Origin of the sequence: Natronincola peptidivorans, assembly GCF_900111615.1 — a bacterium.
Lineage (GTDB): Bacteria > Bacillota > Clostridia > Peptostreptococcales > Natronincolaceae > Natronincola_A > Natronincola_A peptidivorans.
Map to the genome: position 1 here is coordinate 194830 of NZ_FOHU01000004.1, position 19004 is coordinate 213833.

Sequence of the window (19004 nt, forward strand, 5' to 3'; positions counted from 1 at the left end):
TAAATGGTGTTTTAAAGCCTTATCCACTTTAGAGAAGGATAAAAATAAATGATATTCCTTGCATAATCCTGAGCTTCTTTACATTATATAATAATGATTTATCTTTTGAAATTGACATCATTCACATTAAGGAGTATATTGAAATTACAGAGTAAGTTTTCCATTTATTGCTTTAATAGAATAAAGTTGGTGTCTTTTAAAAAGAATTCATTTAATAGGAGGTATTTTCTTGAAAAAGTTCATTGTATTTCTTATGATTTTTGTCCTAATCCTGATACAGCCCTTAGCTGGTTTTGCAGAATCACCTTCTGTAGCTACCGAAACCTCTAATGAAGCTTCAATTGAGGTGTTAAGTAATGATCTTGAAGGATTGATAAAGAATATTATAAAAGAAATGCTGCAGATGGAAAAGGAAGATGGACAAATTACAAAGGTAATTGACGAGATCAACCAATCTGTAGTTGCTATCATTGGTAATAACAAGACCTATAGACAACAGGATCATGTTTATACCAAAATGCCTAGCAATCTTCAGCATGGCTCTGGTGTAATCATCTCTTCTGATGGCAAAATCATTACCAATAACCACGTAGTAAAAGATATGGAAGAAATTTATGTGGTGATGTATGATGGTAAAGCTTATCAGGCTCAGCTTTTGTATCGAGATGAAGAGATCGACCTAGCACTTATTAAAATTAATCGCAGTAATGTAAAGCCGGTAAAATTAGAAGCCCCAGACAATGTTAAGGTTGGTAATACTGTCATTGCTATTGGTACCCCTCTATATTTTGGATATCGAAATAGTGCTAGCAGAGGGATTATCAGTGGCCTCAATCGCCCTGTGGATGAAACCTATACTTATCTTCAGACAGATGCTTCCGTCAATCCTGGCAATAGTGGTGGACCTCTGGTAAATATGGACGGAAAGCTGGTTGGTATTAATACCTTAGGTTATGTCTATTATTCTGGTATGAACTTTGCAATTCCCGTTGAAAATGTTTCTTATTTTTTAGATCATTATCATCAGTTTGGACGAATTAGAAGGTGCTATACCGGAATACAGTTTGAAGAAAACTGGGCTGCCATGTTGGGGATCCCAACAAATCAAGGGCTTAGGGTTGTTACTCTCCGACAGGATGCAGTAGTTGCCTCCAGTCAAGTACAGGAGGGTGACATGCTGGAGGCTATTGATGGTATAAAAACCTCCTCCATCGCTGCTTATAATGAAGCGTTAAAACAGTATCTTCCCGGTAATCAAGTAACCTTAACCTTCTCAAGAAATAATAAACCTTTTGATATTAACGTAACCTTAAAAGATCGTCCGTAAAATAATATGATGGGAATGGAGATGAATCAATTGAAACAAAGAAAACGATTTATTACTATTTTTCTATGTTTAATGATTTTCATAGCATCGGTCCCCTCCTATGTCTTTGGATTAGAGGATGATGGATCGATTGATTTATATGAGGTGTTTTCCAGTAAAGCAGACAGAATGAAAACGGAGGTTGGCAGTCGTATCTTTAAATGGTCTATGCACCTTCCAGATGACGCCATTGTCTATAAATCCGATAGAGCTAATTATTTTGATATGTATACCGAAAGCTATCAGTCTAATGTTTCTCTTGAGGTTATGAAAAATGAGCAAAAATATACTCTTGAGGATATACTATATAGCAGACAAATGAATACCCGTGACTTTCATTATTATTGGTATTACTCCCAAAAAGAGTTTACCTTTGATATTCAACAGGATGAAAGAGGGGAAAAATATATTCGCATCGTAAAAATGGACCCATTTTATGATTACTATCTTATAGACGATGCAGCAGAAGAGTTCAGCTCCTACATAGAAAACCGTATTTATATTAAAAATGATTATATCTATAATCTAGAGGTTACCATGGAGGGTAGGTATTATCGAGAAAACCCTGAAATGTTTAATAAGTTAACTTCCTCCTTTGTTCTAAGCTATGATGAGAACAGTCCCTATATTAAAGAGCTTTCTGATTCTGTCAGCGAGCCTCGAGCTTATGATAATACTAGCTATGGATGGAGGATTACTGTAAATCCTTATTGGAAAGAAGAAGGTATCTCCAATGCTAGAGTACAGCATTTCACAGCTGTTTATAGTGATGAAGAAATATATGGCACTGATGAAGATATCCTGGAGGAGGAATTAGATTTTAACAACCATCTCCCCTTTAGGGAAGGAATTACCGTCTCTCTAGTAAGCTCTGCCTTACCAACAGAAACTGCTGAGGGGTGGGCTAAAGAAGAAATACAAGACCTACAGCAAAATTATAATGACAAGGTTTATGAAATATTACAGGCGGAAAAAGTACAGCTTGGCGATGCAGAGGGCTATCGGGTAAAAATCAAGTATACAACTATCCCTAAGAACCCTTATGTGGTGGATACCCTATATGTTATAGGCAGAGGCTATAAATATCGCTTAGTTGCTAATATATCTGATAAAAAGTATAATGAGCCCAGAACAAGAGAAGCCTTTGAAACCATGTTGAAATCCTTTAGGTTAACCAATCAGAGAAGCAGCTATTTAGGCAAAATATTAGACCCAACCAGCTTGATTGATTGGACGGAACCTAAAGAAATTAAAACAAAAAGATATAATTATAAGGCAGATTTAACAAAAATCTGGCATACCCATGATAACTTCTATAGTGGCGGCTATGGGTATTATGATTATTATGATAATTATTACTATTATCCAAGTATGGGAAATCAGGAGAGTGTTTCTGCTTACCAAACCGGTAACAACATGGCTTTAATGATGATGGCTGGCTTTGATACAAGAAGCTTTGATGATATCATCAAGGATTATGTGAATATGATATTAGAGAGAGACGAGGTAAGAATAGGATTGGCAGACCTCCAAGTGTCTTCTGCTACAATAGGGCCAGTTAGTATTTATAGAATCATCACAGAATATGATCTTGACGCCATGAATCAATTTGCCCTAACGGATGAAACAAAATCCTATGATTATACTTCCTTGACCAATCAATATACCTATATGGTTAAGCTGGGGAATGATTTATATACACAAACTGTTACCATCCCACTAGCCAATACCACTGACTACACCAAGCGCTCCATGGAAGGGGTATGGAAAAACACATCTATTTTAGGCACCAATTATAGTTCAAGAATCGGCAGCTGGAACAGGCATCATAACAGTGAATTTCTAAATTGATAAATACTGAGAATAGAGGAGAATTATTTCTCCTCTATTTCTATTCCCCTTAAAACTCCTATTAGAAAATAAGCTTATGCTGCTTGTGTATAAATATAGGGAATTAAGCTAATAATTACAGAAAATTTTATTATTATTTATTAGGAGGAATATTTCATGTCAGTAAAAAATGCAATGACAGCTGATTTTTTAAGATCTGCCTATGGCGGAGAAAGCATGGCCCATATGCGTTATCTTATATGGGGTGATGTAGCTGATAAGGAAGGGATGCCCAATATAGGACGTTTATTTAGAGCTATTGCCTATGCTGAATATGCCCATGCGGACAACCATTTCAGAGAGCTGAAGGATCAAAAAGGCGATTTCACTGTGCCTGCTGGTGCAGTTTTTGGTGTTGGTAACACTGTGGAAAATCTACAAGGAGGCATCGATGGAGAACTCCATGAGATAGAGCAGATGTACCCAGTTTATCTAGAAACCGCTCGCTTTCAAAAAGAAAAAGGTGCGGAAAGAGCATTTCATTATGCTTTAGAGGCAGAAAAGGTCCATGCCACCCTCTTTCAAAAGGCTCAGGATATAGCAAGACAGGGGAAGGATATGGATATAGGTGATGTCCACGTTTGTGATATCTGCGGCCATACAACCACAGAAGGTCTTCCAGAGCAATGTCCTATATGTGGTGCAAAGAAGACAGCCTATAAAGCATTTAAAGCTTAAGTAAATTATTTTTTTTGAATAAGTATCCCTACTATATCAATACTAAAAGATAGTAGGGATGCTTTTATTATTTCCTAAAGGATTTGAGTTTTTTCGTAAAATACTTTATAGTGGATAATAAAGTTATTAAAGAACCAAGTATGCTATCAAAGAGGTGACGTTGATGAATATTGATCTACTAGAATGGCTAGGTTATTTAGCCTCTATTTTGGTTTTGATTTCTCTATTAATGAGTTCCATCGTAAAGCTGAGATGGATCAATTTATTAGGCTCTTTCCTGTTTGCCACCTATGGTTTTTTAATAGGGGCTTTACCGGTTGGTCTTGTAAACTCCTGTATTGTCTTTATCAACATCTATTACTTAACAAAGGTTTACACTTCAAAGAAGGATTATTTTAAAATCCTAGAGATTGATGCTGATTCTAAATATCTACACTACTTTCAAGATTTTTATAAAGATGAAATTCATAAATATTTTTCTCAATCCGTCTTTTCACTAAAGAAAGATCATGTAGGTTTTTATATTCTTAGAAATCTTGTACCTGCTGGTTTGTTCATAGCCTCCAAATATGATGAAAAAACCCTTAAAATAGAGCTGGATTTTGTCATTCCAGAGTATAGGGACTTTAAGATAGGACAATATGTTTATGAAGAACAGAAGGAATACTTTTTACAGAGAGGCTATCAACGGTTTCTTAGTCACTCCTGTAATAAAGAACATACTCGTTATTTAGAAAAAATGGGTTTCCATCAAAAAGAGGAAAACAACATTAAAATTTTCGAAAAAATAATTACCCCTATTGAATAGAGGTAATTATTTTCTTTTTTGATTGACTTAGCTCTTTTATACAATGATTTTTCATTTATTATAATGATAAAAACTATATTGTAAATAATATAGCTAGCCATCATTTTATTTATGCTCCAATTATTTTTACTAAAACTCGTTTTCTTCGTTTCCCATCAAACTCACCATAAAAGATTTGCTCCCATGGGCCAAAATCTAGTTTTCCTTCTGTAATAGCCACCACTACCTCTCTGCCCATGATAGTTCTTTTTAAATGGGCATCTGCATTATCCTCATAGGTATTGTGGGCATACTGACTATGAGGTTTTTCGGGAGCCAACCTTTCCAAAAATTTTTCAAAATCCTGATGTAATCCTCCTTCATCGTCATTGATAAAAACACTAGAGGTGATATGCATAGCATTACATAGTAATAAACCCTCCTTGATGCCACTCTCCCTCAGACATTCTCGTATTTCTGGAGTGATATTAATCAATTCCCTCCTTTGGGTGGTATTGAACCACAGCTCTTTGCGATAAGATTTCATTGTTTTTCCCTCCTCTTGTCATTTTTACCCATTATTATAATACCTTTTTGCCATTTTTAATAGGGTTAAAGCATTTTTTCAAGACTTCCTTCTGTTTTCTATGGTATGGTGTAAATAATGGAAAACTAATTTTGTCGTATTGTTGTAACATATTTTGTTGCTTTTAGTCTATATTAAAGAATCATACTTGCTGGCCAGCAAAATTAAAGGGGCAGATCCTATTGGAAAAAGATTTTACATTATTATATCAAAAATATAAAGAACCGATTTTTTCTTATATTTATTATCTTTCAACAAATCACACAGAGGCGGAGGAGATTTGTCAGGATGTGTTTTTGAAGGTATATTTGAATATAGATAAATTTGAAGGGCGTTCTAGTTTTAAAACTTGGATTTATCGTATCGCAAAGAATACCTTTCTAGAGTTTAAAAGGAAAAGCAAGAGAGAAGTATTGACCTGTGACACTAACCTATTAGAGAGAGAAAATCATGACGCAACAGTTGTGCCTGAAAGCTATCTTCTCCATAGAGAAAAACATCGTTTGATTCAAGAAACCTTAAATAGAATGAGTGAAAAATATAAAAGCTTTATTATTTTAAGAGAGCTTCAAAACCTATCCTATCAGGAAATTAGCGAAATCACTGATGTGAAGGTGAACACTGTCAAGGTAAATATCTATCGCGCACGAAGCGAATTTCAAAAAATTTATAAGGAATTGGAGGGATAGCACATGCCTTGTCCACATAAAAAACAATTGCAAAATTATTTAGAGGAAAAGCTTTCCTCAGAGGAAATGAAGCATATGGAAGAACATATTGATATATGCATTGATTGTCAGAAAAGACTTGATCAGATGTTGGATACTTCTCTACAGCTCCAGCAAACCTCTGTGGAAGTTGATGATGAGGTATTGGTAGAGAAAATCAAAGCTCACCGTAAGGGTATCCGAAGAATATATGCCTATGGTACCTTAGGATTTTTGATAGGTTTATTTTCTCTCAAGTATACCTCTGATAGCTTTATTATTACCAAAGCCATTATGGCCTTGCCTTATAAGCTGGCAGAGTTTATGCTGGGGATCTTTTTCTCAGGAAACAGGCTGAATCAATGGGATTTAATGTATCGTCACTTTGTAAGAGGCATGGGATATTTCCCCCATCATCCTATACTAGGTCTTATAGTGGAGGTAGTCACCCCGGCATTGATCGCTATGTTTATAGGTATCATGCTAGGCTATCTAACCAGTGATAAAAGAGTTTTTCAAAGGAAAAGAATTATTCGCTTTATTATCTCTGGTATGATTGTTTTTACCCTTTGGTTTGCTGCTATTTATGGTATTTATAACCATACATTAAATAAAATTGATGGCCTAGAGGATATCAAGTCTGTCATCATCTATGAAAAACAAGAATATAGCACTAGTTGGATACTAAAAATTGACCAGCACAATCTTTATGAAGAAAAGCATCTTAGGGTTATTTCAGGGCTTTCTGAGACTACGCCGTCAGACGCTCATGCTCCTATGAATTATCAGGAAGGGCTGGAGTTATTGCTGCAATTTAAGGGCGGCGGCGAAATCATTGCCCATGTCGATCTAGAAACTGGTACCATGTTTATGCAAAACCGTCGTCATTATCAGTTATCAGAGAAAACACTATCACTCTTGACAGAGATTGCATGGAGGGAAAGAGATGAGAATTAAAATAGATAAAATGATTGCTCTATGTGGAAGTGCCCTATTGGGATACTATTTAGGTCTGTCTATACTTGGTGGAACTATGTGGAGACTGCTACAATGGACCCTGCCGCCTATTAATGACCGACATTTACCAAGATTTTATACAGGAATTATGGGTGCTGTTATAGCGGCTTCGATAGGCTATTTAATTTATACTAAATTTATTGAAAAGTGTTCTATTAAAAAATGTAGAAAACAATATACTATAGGGATAGTGGCTTTGTTGCTATTACCTATGATCACTATGGTCAGCTTTCGTATCCAGGCGGTGAATTATGTAAAACAAGCTGAAGCCACTACCCCCACTAGATTGAATCTTCAGTTTGAAAATCCAAGGGTGAGTTTTGTAATTAGTGAAAGTCATGGGGGTGCATCTGCCACTGCCTATGGTAAAAGCATAAGAGTTGAGAATCAAACAACCTTGCTAGAAGAATTTGGAGAGACTCTTCAGCAACTAGAATTAGTAGAAGTGGTAGACCCTTCACAGTATAGTCGTGAGGAGCATAGGGGCACCATGTGGATAAACTACAGTCCTAAAGGGAGTTGGTATTCTAAAATATTAACCTGGCATGGCGATTATTTTGTAGAATCTATAGCAGGCCAGCAATGGGTCCTCTATAAAGGAACTGCATTAGAAGCACTTCTAAAAGATTTAGATTCACAGTTGAAGGACTTAAACACCTATACTTCTGCAGAAATGCTTCATACCACTTTTATTGATGGAAAAGCAAATCATGTGGAGAGTGTTCCTATTGATAATTTAGAATTTATTAAAAATAGTATTCAAAAGCATAATAGAATTACTCCTGATGATGATATAGTTTCCAGCTTTGAAGTTATTCTAAAGGATCATCAATGGATCACTAAGGCTGATGTAAACTTTTATGGCTTTTCCCTTAAAAATCATCTTCATGATACCAGTTCTTTTGAAGTAGATTTTATGCTTGAGAATGTCCTCCTGTATGATGATGTCTTAAAGATTGCTTGGTTTGAAGGAGAGTATTATGAGGTAGATTTATCTCCTCTTATAAATTAGCTTAACCATTCTTTCCATATACATGGGGATGCTTTACTTGCCATATGACAGGTAAACCATCCCCATTTTTCTTCTTTTTACTTTCCAGACTCCCCCAAGGATAAGTATTTGTGTTTCATAAAAATATCTGAGTGCTATAATTGGTGACATTCTATTGCATCACAGCTCAACTTCTATCAACGATAAAGACTTTTTGCAAGAAATGGTAATTATTTAAGTTTGTTTATTAACTAACATTTTTTGTTATTTGTAGGGAATTTCATTTACCCACCAAGGTATTTCATGTTATAATAATATGTATAATTATTAACTAATTAAAAAATATCTTTTAGCAAGTACATGACTAATCCAAGGGAGAGAAAATCATGAACCTTCAATATTTAAGAGCTTTCTATGTTACAGTTAAGCTAAACAGTATTTCTAAGGCTGCAAAAGAGCTTCATTTAACCCAGCCAGGGCTTAGTATGCAGATTCAATCTCTTGAAAAAGAGCTGGCCGTCACTCTACTCATCAGAAGTAACAAAGGAGTAGAGCTTACGCAAGCAGGAACAGTAGTTTTTGACTATGCTAATACCATCCTCTCTATGCAGGGTAATATTGAGCGTGACCTTGAAAATCTTAAAACCAATAAAAAGGATTTATTAATAGGCTCCTGTAAAGCTGTAGGTGAGTATGCCCTTCCCTGTAGTATATATATATATAAGCAGAGCCATGAATGTGTCGACATCAACTATCATATAACCAACTCAGAGGAGGTTATGAATAACCTCTGTGATAGGACAATCAATGTAGGGATCGTCCACAACTATACAGAAAGAGAAGGTATAACCCTTGAAAGAATCACTTCTGACAGATTGATCCTTGTTACCACCCTACCTGTGTTGAAGAATAAGATTACGCTGGATGAGCTTAAGATGCTGCCATTAATATTTAGAGAAATGGGTTCTGGAACAAGGGCAACCATCCAACAGTATTTAAAACCCCATAATGTAGAAATGAAGGATTTAAACATTATTTATGAATTGAATTCTATGGAAGCTATAAAAACCTCTGTTCTATCAGGTAAAGGTATTTCCTTTATTCCCGAACTAACAATTAAGAGAGAACTAAAGGATGAAGTGCTGAGAGAAATAGAGATTGAAAATGTCAATATGATCAGTACCTTTTACATAGCATATCGAGAAGATTATAAATTTGCCAGCTTCGAAAGTGATTTTGTTGATTTTATAATGTCCTCTAATCGTGGATTTTGTTAAAATAATAAGAGGTTGACACAAAACAAAAAATTCTGTGTCAATCTCTTATTGTTTTCTGCTTGGTAAGTTGATGCTTCTCACTGTTTATAAAATGTACTTAAATAATATTTTGCTGCCTATCCAGGCTCCCACAAACATAAAGGCAGCAAAAATCCAGCCATGTAATGAAAATGATGGAATTGCACTAAAATACGCTCCAATATTACATCCAAAGCTCAATCTCGCACCATAACCCATAAGGATTCCACCAGTTAAGGCAAAAAAGAATTGCTTTCTATTTTTGATCCTTTTCCATTTGAATTCATTGGCCCATAAAACCGCTAATAAGGCTCCCACAATAACTGCAATGTTAATCACAGTGTAGTTATTATTTAAAAAGGTTTCCCCTTCATTTAATCCATTGTCATATACACTAAAGTAATACCAGTTTGCAGAATCATATCCCAGCTTTTCTAGCCCTAATGCTCCCCAATATACAAATCCAGAGGTGATCTTCCATAAGGAATCAGTAGTACACAAAAGAATAACATTTAATACTGCCAGTATAATGCCGCCTACCCAATAGGGCCATGGTTTTTTGAAAATTTCATCATACAGCTTCATGTTTTTCCTCCTTCTTTTTTGGGTTATCTGGCCTTCTCAATATAAATCTCCCATTCTCCTTCTGCAATCTCAATGTAATCAATATGATGCCCATGTTTTTCTGCCCATTCAACTACATTAGCAATAGAACAATTATGATCAGTATGCATAATTAAAATATCACCAATCTCCATTTTTTCCAACTGCTTTAATGCCTTCAGTAAAGGTATTGGACATGCTTCATGTAAACAATCTAATTTGTACTCTTCCATAATCATCCTCCTACATAGTCGCCATAATACTATTCTTTTTATCGTACCAATCAACAATATAGTACAAGACACAAAGCAATAATAATTGTAAAATCAGAGAAGGGAAAAATCCTAAATAATCAGGCAGATATATAGTTGGAGCTTCAGATATTAAGATCCTATCCCAAAAGGAGAAATGTTTCGCTCCAAGAGTGCTGCCAATAACAAAGCCCATCAGTACCACTAACTGCATTATATAACCTTCTCCAATCCTTACCAGTGTGCCAGATGCACATCCTCCAGCTACTACCATTCCTGTCCCAAATAAAATTGCTCCTAAAGCCGTATGAATTCCAACAGGTTGTAACCTTCCTGGAATCTCTGTTAGTAGATATTCAGGATTTAAGGCCACCGCTCTATATTGTATGATAAAGAAGCCAACGGTTGAAATAATAAAAGCTATAAGAATTGCCTTTAATAGAGAGGTGCTTCCCACCATGATAGGATCTCTAAAGCTAGCAGCAAAGCAGAATCTGGAACGCTGCATGGTAACTCCTAATAAAATACCAATAATCCAAAAACCACTTAAATGAAGATGATAATTAGTGAGCATAAGGTATATGATAAGTGCTATAGTAGTTGCCAAAACAGCATAAGGAGTTTGCCTTTTTTTCTTTTTATGTTTTATTTCTTTTTGTCTTTTTAAAGCCTGTATCTTACTGGATGTCATTCAATCACTCCTTTGTAAGCTATCCTACCAGTAAATATAACGATACTATTCTCTTATTATAATTAATAATACTTATTAATTATATCACAATAAAGTAGCAATCACTGTGTATTCCTTCTTAGATATTTATGACTAACTAAATTTGATAAAATTATATCATCTTTAACTGATGCCGTCATCACAATGATTTTCAGATTGTTCAGAGTATTTGTTTCTTATAAAAGCTATACTTTACCTTTTAAAAATAATTCTATTTAAGACCCTTGGTTTTCTAGCTTTTATAAAAAATAGAAAATTTCTTCTATGATTTTAGTGCAAACAAATTCTTATGATGTATAACTAACCATTATGCTCAATTCCCCCAATAAAATCCATCTATTCTATGAAGTTTAGTAAGCAACAAAAATATTGCTTGACAATTCCTGAGAAAAACAGTATTATAATAGTGCGCTAGTTTGTTAGTGCACTATTATAATGTGGAGGTGAATCTATTGGACTTTGATCATGGAAAACCTATATATCTACAAATTATTGATTATATAAAGAAGCAAATCATTACCGATAAATTAAAAATAGGTGAAAAGGTTCCATCTCAAAGAGAGCTTGCACAGCAGTTAAAGGTTAATCCTAATACTGTCCAGCGGGCTTATCGAGAGATGGAAGGTATGGGTTTAACTGAGACCATTCGAGGTCAAGGTACCTTTATTGTTGAAAGAAGGGAGTTGTTGAGGGAGTTGCAACAGGAAATGGCAAACGCCTTATTAGTAAGCTTTATCATCGAAATGCAGTCTCTAGGTTATGATGACCAGGAAATCTTAGGACTGGTAGAAAAGTATCAGAAGGATTTGAAGGAGGAAATGAAATGATAGAATTGAAAGCTGTAACAAAAACCTTTGGAAGTACTACTGCATTAGATAGCATTTCTACTACAATTCCAGAAGGTAAAATTATCGGTGTATTAGGCCCTAATGGTTCAGGAAAATCTACTTTACTTAAAATGCTTGTAGGACTTAATAAACCTAATTATGGTACTATCCTTATTGATGGTAAAAAACCTAGCATGGATACAAAAAACTTTATTTCCTATTTGCCAGAAATAGATTATTTATATCCCTGGATGACTATACAACAGGCAGCAGATTTCGTTAAGAGCTTCTACGAGGACTGGGATGAGAATAAATATAATGAATTAATGAAATTTCTAGAGCTGCAGCCTTCTATGGTAATTAAAAAGATCTCTAGGGGTATGCGGGCTAAGGCTAAGCTATTACTTTCCTTCTCTAGAAATGCTAAGCTTATTCTTCTAGATGAACCTCTTTCTGGTATTGATGTTTTGACCAGAGATAAAATTATTGAAACCATTATCCATGACTATAGAGCAGGAGATCAAACCATTCTTATCACTACTCATGAGATTCGAGAAGTAGAAGGAATTTTAGACGAAGTAATCTTTATTCGGCAAGGGCAAGTTGCTCTTGAAGGCAATGTAGAAGAGCTAAGATGCCAGCGTCAAGCATCTCTTGTAGAAATAATGAAGGAGGTATATTCTCATGAAACCATCTAATGGTAGTATCCTTTTCTCTATATATAAAAAGGATCTATTATCTGTCAAGCTTGAAAGCCTATTGGTTTTAGCTGCTGTTTTTTTAGGATATCTATATTTTAGCTATAAAATTTTGACTGGATGGCCTGCTCCTACCATCCTCGGTATAACCAGCACAATCTTCTTTATTGTTATGTTTGTGATTTTTGTAGGCACCTTCACCTCTGTTAGCCGTGAATGGAGTAACAATACTATCTACTTAATAATGTCTTTACCAATTGGTGGCAAGATGATTTTCCTTTCAAAGCTTTTAGCTGTTATGACTCAACTGATTGTTTTAGGTGGCGCCACTATATTGATAGGCTCATTGTTATCTTCATTTTTTTTAGGGATTGATATTATAACAGAGGCTTTTGGTTTTCTTTCCAGTTATCAACTATTGCAGGTGTTAATCAAAGGAGTAATTCTCTTATTCTTTGGCATCATACAAATCATTCTAATAGCTTTTTTTAGCAGTATGATAGGAAAACTTTTTAAGAGATTTTCCTGGTTTATTACTGTGATCACTTTTATTTTTACCAATATAATAATCGGAAGAATTAATGGTTTCTTACTAAATTCATTTTTTAATAATGAGAGATATGCACATTTAAATGAAATTACAGTGCATAATCACCATTTGTTTATGGAAAGTCTACCATTTAATGAATTCTTCCTATTGCAGTTAGCTCTACTCCTACTGTTTTCTACTGGACTATTCTTCTTAACATCCGCGATTTATGATAAAAAGGTAGAGTTGTAAAATATTCAATAAGGAGCTGATATAGTCCCATCAGCTCCTTTCATCATTTTTAAATAATCTTGCCATCAATGTTCATATAATCTATCAATAGTATCCTATGATTACCCCATCCCCTATTAGTGTCACTCAATAATCCTATCCTTGATACAAAACTTATCTATAATCCGAGAATATATCTCTACTGTATTTACTAGATCTTCTATAGCAATTCTTTCGGCTTCTGTATGCGCCAAGGAAAGATCTCCTGGTCCCACAACGACTGTAGGTATTTTTAAATAGGTGGAAAGCAGTGCTGCGTCTGTCCATCCAAAACCTGTTGTTAAATGGGGTTCCTTTTTTATTACTTCTTTTAAGGATTCTCGTACTACAGAAACGATGGGTTCATTCATAGAGGTTATCAGTGGAGGGTGGTTTAACCTTAGTACACTTTCCGGCGTTCTTCTTATTTTTGCATCAAAGGTAGGATCTTCTTTTTTTAACAAATCTATAATATCTTGGTATTCCTGCATAACGGTTTCTACTGTTTCCCCTGGAACATATCTTCTGTCAATTCTTATAATACAGCAATCCGCTACTGTACTTTGACCCGTCCCTCCTTGTATTGTTCCAAAATTCATCAGAGACTCTCCCATAAACTCATTGTGTCTTTCCTTCAGCTTTGGATAAAGCACTTCTTTTACTTTTTGCATAAAAACCATAGCTTTTTCTATAGCATTTACACCTCTCTCAGGGGTTCCACTATGAGCAGCTCTTCCTTTTACAAAAATATCAAACCATTCCAGCCCTCTATGTCCTACCACATATTCATAATTTGTAGGCTCGGCTACAATAGCTGCATCCGTTTTTAAGTCCAATTTTACAATATGCTCTGTTCCTTCACTCTTACCTTCTTCTCCGATTACACCTGTAAAAATAATATCTCCATCAGGAACAATTTTTGCTCTTTTTAATGCTAACATGCTCATTAGTATACAGGCTACTGCTCCCTTCATATCAACAGTTCCTCTACCCCAAATATATCCGTCCTTCACTTCAGCGGCTAAAGGAGGTATTTTCATATTATCAGGAGGTACTGTATCTAAGTGCCCATTAAACATTATAGAATTTCCTGTTCCGTTTCCTCTTAGATAAGCAATAACATTTTTTCTATCTTCTGTTATAGGCTGAAATTCTACTTCTATATCATTGTCCTCACAAAAGTTATATATAAACTCTGCAACATCTTTTTCTCTTGTCTTTATATGTTCATGGCTTGGTATTCTTACTAATTGTTGTGTAAGCTCTACTAATTCATTAACCTTATAATGATTCTTTACAACAAAGATAATAAAACCTCCTTTTTCATTTTTCCTACCCTATTATTATGTATATGAAACAATGTAAATATATAAAAATACGTAATATAATTTTTTATATATTATAAATAATGTGCCATGAAAAGAAGAATCCTTTTTCGTTAAAGAATTCTCAGATAAATTTAACTTTTATTTGGGGTTTTAAGGATATTTTATACCGATTTTTTAGTTTTATCCTCCTGCTACTGGCGGCATAATATGAATAGTTTGACCGTTCTCTAGTACAGTATCAAAATAATCCATAGTTTTAATGTTTTTTCCGTTAATGAGTATTTTGTAACGGGGTGCTAAGCCTTTACCTTCTTGGTTAAGTACTTCTTTTTTAAATTTCTCTCCATGTAACTCAGATATTTTTTTTAATAAGTCATGAATCGTAGCATTTTTATCTAGTTTTATGACAAAACTATTGCATCCTATGATCCCTATCAGGTTCCCCATTACCCTTACTGTCACCCGCATCATGCCCTTTTCCTACTTATACATTTTTCCTTTACTTCAATTCTTTTCATGGCAAATTTTGTCTCGATTTATCATCTGCTTAAATCGAGGTGCGCCCCCTTTTCATTTTTTTTAATGGCTCCTTTACCTCTTCTTTATGCAATAAAATCATGTTTTGTTTTCTATTATTCATTTATATGAAAATGGACCAAGCCTTATGATAATTTACTGCATAAAAAAATAACGGATAAAGCTCCGTTATTTTTTTAATCGTCTTCAGTATTTTAGTACTTTTCATTCATTTTTTCTAGTGTTTGTATCATTTTTAGTAATGCCTCATTCATTGGTGTCTCTATACCATGCTTTTTCCCTAGCTCACATATAGTTCCTGCAAACATCTCTACCTCTGTTTTCCTACCGGCTTCTATATCCTGCAGCATGGAGGTTTTCCCATCAGGAGCCAACTTATTTAGAATATCCCGAAAGCTATCAAGATCTTCATCCTTCAGATTGGTTCTTTCTTTTTTAGATAAGGCGATAACCTCTTTCATGGTGGCCATCATCAATTCATTAGCTTCCTTAACCTCTTGAAAAACTTTATAAGGAGCCTTTAAAACTGCCGATGTTTGATTTATTCCTACATTGACCATAAATTTCCACCATAGTGCCCTCATGATATCCTCAGGGATATTGTAGGAAATACCAGCCTTTTCAAAAAGCTGTTTTACCCCCTCTACCCTATCAGAATAGGTTTTGTTTACCTTCTCCCCAAAATGTATGACCCCCATTGTACTGCATTGGATTTCAGCTGCTGTCCTTACAGCATCAATCCCTACACATATTCCATACATTACTTTTTCCATACCATATTCTTCTCCTAGTATTTCTTCACTAGAAATGCCATTCATTAAAGATAAGATAATGGTTTCTGGTCCAACATGATTTTTTATATCCTTTATTGTTTGTGGGAGGTGGTGATGCTTCACTGCTACTATAATTAAATCTGCTGCTTCGGTTTTCTCCTTGGGATCAACACAGTTAAAATAATAGGTTTTACCGTTTATCTTTAATCCTTCTTTACTATATTTTGCTGCCCGAGCTTCATTGGCAATTACCTTGAAATTGTCTGGGTTGATTTCAAGTAATTTGCTACCATAAATAGCGCCGATAGCTCCAAGTCCAACAATAGCTATTTTTTTGATTTCCTTCATAAAGCATGTCTCCTATCCTTTATATTTTTATTCATAATTTAATTGATAAAAAATATGTATTTTTCCTTATTATATAAGTTCTATAACATAGAAAAAATCCCTTTATCTTTTCAGCATTAATTATTTATTAAGATTTATTATTAGATTTTTGAAGCTTGCATAATTACTGTGGATGAGGACAGGATAATAGATGAAAAATAACATTTTGGAGGAATGATTATGGAGATATGGAAGGCAAAGATAATAGAATCCATAAGAGAAATTGAAAGAGCAAGAGAAGATAGTGAAATCAATGATGAAAAATATCAAGTGTTAGGAGCAATTATTACTGAGTTGCAGGGTATTATTGAAGACTAATAGCGGAGAAAAATTTCTCCGCTATTTTTATGGGGAATGGGGGAATGAATTAGCTTTTTATCTGCTTTGCTTCTGTTTTCCATATTTCTTCAGCGTACTGCTTTATTGTTCTATCACTACTGAATTTTCCAGCATTAGCAAGGTTCATCCAACACTTCTTGGCCCAGCTGATTCTATCTTGATAGGCTATATCAATTCTTTGTTGTGCCTCTCTATATTCCTGAAAATCCCTTAGAAGGAAGTAATGATCTGGATGATGCCAATCAGTTCCCTCTAATAGAGCACTAAATAATTCTTGAAACATACCAGTTCCACCATCATCAAAAGTGCCATTGATTAATGTATCTACTGCTCTCTTCAGCCCTGGAACCCTTTCATAGTATTTCTTTGGATTGTAGCTATCTTTTATGGCTTCTAGTTCTTCTACTCTAGCACCAAATATGAAATTATTTTCTTCTCCTGCCTCTTGGACAATCTCTACATTTGCTCCATCATATGTTCCTAGGGTAGGTGTTCCATTCAGCATAAACTTCATATTGCCTGTGCCTGAAGCTTCTTTACCAGCGGTGGATATCTGTTGAGATACATCTGCAGCTGGAAACAGTTTTTCGCCATAGGATACGTTGTAGTTTGTTACAAAGACAACCTTAATCTTATCATTAACATCCTGATCATTATTAACCAACTTAGCTATTTCATTAATGTATTTTATGATGGCCTTTGCTCTTACATATCCAGGGGCGGCCTTAGCACCAAAGATATAGGTTCGAGGAAGAATATCCAGTGATGGATTTTCCTTTAAACGATAATACAAATCTACAATATAAAAAGCATTTAACAGCTGTCTTTTATACTCATGTAACCTTTTAATCTGAATATCAAAGATGGAGTCAGGATTGATCCTTACATCTTCTTTTTCAAGGATATAAGCTGCTAGCTGACTTTTCTTTAATGTTTTTATTTCTAAGAATCTTTTTAAAATAGCTTCATCCTCTATATGCTTTTCCAGTTCCTTTATTTTATTAGAGTCAGAAATCCATTCATCTGTTCCCACTAATTCTGTAATCAGTTGTGTCAATTCTTTATTGCATAAAGCTATCCATCTTCTAAAGGTAATTCCATTGGTCTTATTTTGAAATTTATTGGGATATAACTTATACCAATCCTTTAACTCCTGATTTTTAAGGATTTCTGTATGGAGCTCTGCCACACCATTGATGGTATGGCTTCCATAGATGGCCAACCATGCCATATGGATTCTATCCTCAGATATGATTTGCATTTCTTTGATGGTTTCCTCAGCACATTTTTTTTCCTTCAATTCTCCAAGAAATTGTTGATGTATTTTCACGATGATTTCATAGACCTTAGGTAGAAGTTCTTTATATAACTGCACATCCCACTTTTCTAAAGCCTCCGCCATAATGGTATGATTGGTATAGGCAAAGGTTTCTTGCGTAATCCTCCAAGCCTTTTCCCAATTTACTCCTTCTTTAATCAATAGCCTCATTAGCTCTGGTATTGCCACAACTGGGTGAGTATCATTTAATTGAACAGCATGGTATTTAGGAAAGGCTTCTAAATCCTCTCCAGCTCTTTTTTTATACTTTCTTATCATATCCTGTAGGGAAGCTGAAACAAAAAAGTATTGCTGTTTGAGTCTGAGAATTTTTCCTGCTTTTTTCGAATCATTAGGATAAAGCACCCTGGATATGTCTTCTGCTCGATTTTTTGCCTTCACTGCTTCATCGTATTGTTGCTCATTAAATAAATGAAAATCAAAATCCTCTAAGGCTTCTGCCTCCCATAGTCTTAATGTATTAATATTTTTTGTTTCATACCCAATAATGGGTGTATCATACGGTACTGCCCTTACCTTTCCATCAGCAAATTCTATCATGACAGTATCTTCAACCCGTCTTATGGACCAAGGATCACCGTGTTTTAACCATTGATCTCCTTCCTCCACCTGAAACCCATCTATAAATTTTTGTTTGAAAATCCCATAGCGATAACGAAGACCATGCCCAGTCACCGGTAGGTTCATGGTGGCACAGGAGTCTAAAAAGCAAGCTGCAAGCCTCCCTAGGCCCCCATTGCCTAAACCAGCATCCTCTTCTATTTCTTCCATCAAATTGATATCAATGTCTAGGTCCTTTAGAGATTCTTCTATCTCTTTATGGATACCTAGGTTTAACAAATTGTTTCCTAGCGCCCTTCCCATTAAAAATTCTGCTGAAAGATAATAAGCCTGTTTTCCTTTTTTATAGGTTTCCTCTGTTTCACTCCAGTCCTCAATGATTTGTTCCATTATGGCTTTGGAAACAGCATAATATTTTTCATGTTTATTGGATTTCTCCAGAGTTTTTCCAAACTCTATTTTGAGATTTCTAATGAAACTGTCTTTGAATTTTCTTCTATCAAACATCTAGGTAC

Annotated in this window: 20 protein-coding genes; 12 read left to right on the forward strand and 8 right to left on the reverse strand. The window is 34.9% G+C overall.

Going from position 1 to position 19004, the window contains the following annotated elements; all coding sequences use genetic code 11:
* Window positions 1-229: 229 nt before the first annotated feature.
* From BMX10_RS06780 to BMX10_RS06795, 4 genes are all read left to right on the forward strand, one after another.
* Complete coding sequence (locus BMX10_RS06780) at window positions 230-1327, forward strand: S1C family serine protease (RefSeq protein ID WP_090441342.1); 1098 nt, start codon at window positions 230-232, stop codon at window positions 1325-1327.
* 30 nt (window positions 1328-1357) lie between these two features.
* On the forward strand, window positions 1358-3217 hold the full coding sequence (locus BMX10_RS06785) for a hypothetical protein (protein WP_090441344.1): 1860 nt from the start codon (window positions 1358-1360) through the stop codon (window positions 3215-3217).
* A 156-nt stretch (window positions 3218-3373) separates the two neighbouring features.
* Window positions 3374-3934 carry a rubrerythrin family protein gene (locus BMX10_RS06790; RefSeq protein ID WP_090441347.1) on the forward strand — a complete coding sequence of 187 codons (561 nt, stop codon included), beginning with the start codon at window positions 3374-3376 and terminating at the stop codon, window positions 3932-3934.
* 163 nt (window positions 3935-4097) lie between these two features.
* The gene (locus BMX10_RS06795; RefSeq protein ID WP_090441350.1) at window positions 4098-4742 is read left to right on the forward strand and encodes a GNAT family N-acetyltransferase; all 645 of its coding nucleotides are present in this window, start codon (window positions 4098-4100) and stop codon (window positions 4740-4742) included.
* 109 nt (window positions 4743-4851) lie between these two features.
* On the opposite strand, the gene BMX10_RS06800 is transcribed toward BMX10_RS06795, so the two are convergent.
* Window positions 4852-5268 (reverse strand): secondary thiamine-phosphate synthase enzyme YjbQ, encoded by a 417-nt coding sequence (locus tag BMX10_RS06800; RefSeq protein WP_090441354.1) that lies wholly within the window; start codon window positions 5266-5268, stop codon window positions 4852-4854.
* Window positions 5269-5489: 221 nt separating this feature from the next.
* Here BMX10_RS06800 and BMX10_RS06805 point away from each other — a divergent pair, with 221 nt between their 5' ends.
* The 4 genes from BMX10_RS06805 (at window position 5490) to BMX10_RS06820 (ending at window position 9299) form a co-directional block, all read left to right on the forward strand.
* Window positions 5490-5996, forward strand: a complete 507-nt coding sequence (locus BMX10_RS06805) for an RNA polymerase sigma factor (protein WP_090441357.1) — start codon at window positions 5490-5492, stop codon at window positions 5994-5996.
* Between the two features lie 3 nt (window positions 5997-5999).
* Window positions 6000-6971 carry an anti-sigma factor family protein gene (locus tag BMX10_RS06810; RefSeq protein WP_090441361.1) on the forward strand — a complete coding sequence of 324 codons (972 nt, stop codon included), beginning with the start codon at window positions 6000-6002 and terminating at the stop codon, window positions 6969-6971.
* The gene (locus tag BMX10_RS06815) at window positions 6961-8043 is read left to right on the forward strand and encodes a hypothetical protein (protein ID WP_090441365.1); all 1083 of its coding nucleotides are present in this window, start codon (window positions 6961-6963) and stop codon (window positions 8041-8043) included. The genes BMX10_RS06810 and BMX10_RS06815 overlap by 11 nt, the downstream gene beginning before the upstream one ends.
* A 365-nt stretch (window positions 8044-8408) precedes the next feature.
* Entirely contained in the window at window positions 8409-9299 is an 891-nt protein-coding gene (locus tag BMX10_RS06820; protein ID WP_090441368.1) for a LysR family transcriptional regulator, read from the forward strand.
* A gap of 84 nt (window positions 9300-9383) precedes the next feature.
* Here the strand turns inward: BMX10_RS06820 and BMX10_RS06825 are convergent, their stop codons facing one another.
* The 3 genes from BMX10_RS06825 to BMX10_RS06835 are packed head-to-tail and all read right to left on the reverse strand — an operon-like array spanning window position 9384 to window position 10862.
* A complete protein-coding gene (locus BMX10_RS06825) occupies window positions 9384-9929 on the reverse strand; it encodes a YeeE/YedE family protein (protein ID WP_280140759.1) in 546 nt (181 codons plus the stop codon).
* Entirely contained in the window at window positions 9926-10153 is a 228-nt protein-coding gene (locus tag BMX10_RS06830) for a sulfurtransferase TusA family protein (protein WP_090441374.1), read from the reverse strand. The genes BMX10_RS06825 and BMX10_RS06830 overlap by 4 nt, the downstream gene beginning before the upstream one ends.
* A 10-nt stretch (window positions 10154-10163) precedes the next feature.
* Entirely contained in the window at window positions 10164-10862 is a 699-nt protein-coding gene (locus tag BMX10_RS06835; RefSeq protein ID WP_090441377.1) for a YeeE/YedE thiosulfate transporter family protein, read from the reverse strand.
* Window positions 10863-11344: 482 nt separating this feature from the next.
* On the opposite strand from BMX10_RS06835, the gene BMX10_RS06840 reads away from it, so the two are divergent.
* Genes BMX10_RS06840 through BMX10_RS06850 form a run of 3 tightly spaced genes read left to right on the forward strand, consistent with a single transcriptional unit; the run spans window position 11345 to window position 13207 of the window.
* Entirely contained in the window at window positions 11345-11728 is a 384-nt protein-coding gene (locus tag BMX10_RS06840; protein ID WP_334292657.1) for a GntR family transcriptional regulator, read from the forward strand.
* Window positions 11725-12426 (forward strand): ABC transporter ATP-binding protein, encoded by a 702-nt coding sequence (locus BMX10_RS06845; protein WP_090441383.1) that lies wholly within the window; start codon window positions 11725-11727, stop codon window positions 12424-12426. Before BMX10_RS06840 ends, BMX10_RS06845 begins: the two co-directional genes overlap by 4 nt.
* Window positions 12413-13207 (forward strand): hypothetical protein, encoded by a 795-nt coding sequence (locus BMX10_RS06850; RefSeq protein ID WP_090441386.1) that lies wholly within the window; start codon window positions 12413-12415, stop codon window positions 13205-13207. The genes BMX10_RS06845 and BMX10_RS06850 overlap by 14 nt, the downstream gene beginning before the upstream one ends.
* Window positions 13208-13329: 122 nt before the next feature.
* On the opposite strand, the gene BMX10_RS06855 is transcribed toward BMX10_RS06850, so the two are convergent.
* The 3 genes from BMX10_RS06855 to BMX10_RS06865 all read right to left on the reverse strand — a co-directional run bounded on the left by BMX10_RS06855 (window position 13330) and on the right by BMX10_RS06865 (window position 16211).
* Entirely contained in the window at window positions 13330-14535 is a 1206-nt protein-coding gene (locus BMX10_RS06855; RefSeq protein ID WP_330387839.1) for a M20 family metallopeptidase, read from the reverse strand.
* Window positions 14536-14733: 198 nt separating this feature from the next.
* Complete coding sequence (locus BMX10_RS06860) at window positions 14734-15024, reverse strand: MoaD/ThiS family protein (RefSeq protein WP_090441392.1); 291 nt, start codon at window positions 15022-15024, stop codon at window positions 14734-14736.
* Window positions 15025-15284: 260 nt separating this feature from the next.
* A complete protein-coding gene (locus tag BMX10_RS06865) occupies window positions 15285-16211 on the reverse strand; it encodes a ketopantoate reductase family protein (protein ID WP_090441395.1) in 927 nt (308 codons plus the stop codon).
* A gap of 219 nt (window positions 16212-16430) precedes the next feature.
* Between BMX10_RS06865 and BMX10_RS17975 the strand changes: the two genes are divergently transcribed.
* Window positions 16431-16568 (forward strand): hypothetical protein, encoded by a 138-nt coding sequence (locus BMX10_RS17975; protein WP_170834721.1) that lies wholly within the window; start codon window positions 16431-16433, stop codon window positions 16566-16568.
* A gap of 49 nt (window positions 16569-16617) precedes the next feature.
* Here BMX10_RS17975 and BMX10_RS06870 read toward each other — a convergent pair whose 3' ends face one another.
* On the reverse strand, window positions 16618-18996 hold the full coding sequence (locus tag BMX10_RS06870) for a glycogen/starch/alpha-glucan phosphorylase (protein WP_090441401.1): 2379 nt from the start codon (window positions 18994-18996) through the stop codon (window positions 16618-16620).
* Window positions 18997-19004 lie beyond the last annotated feature (8 nt).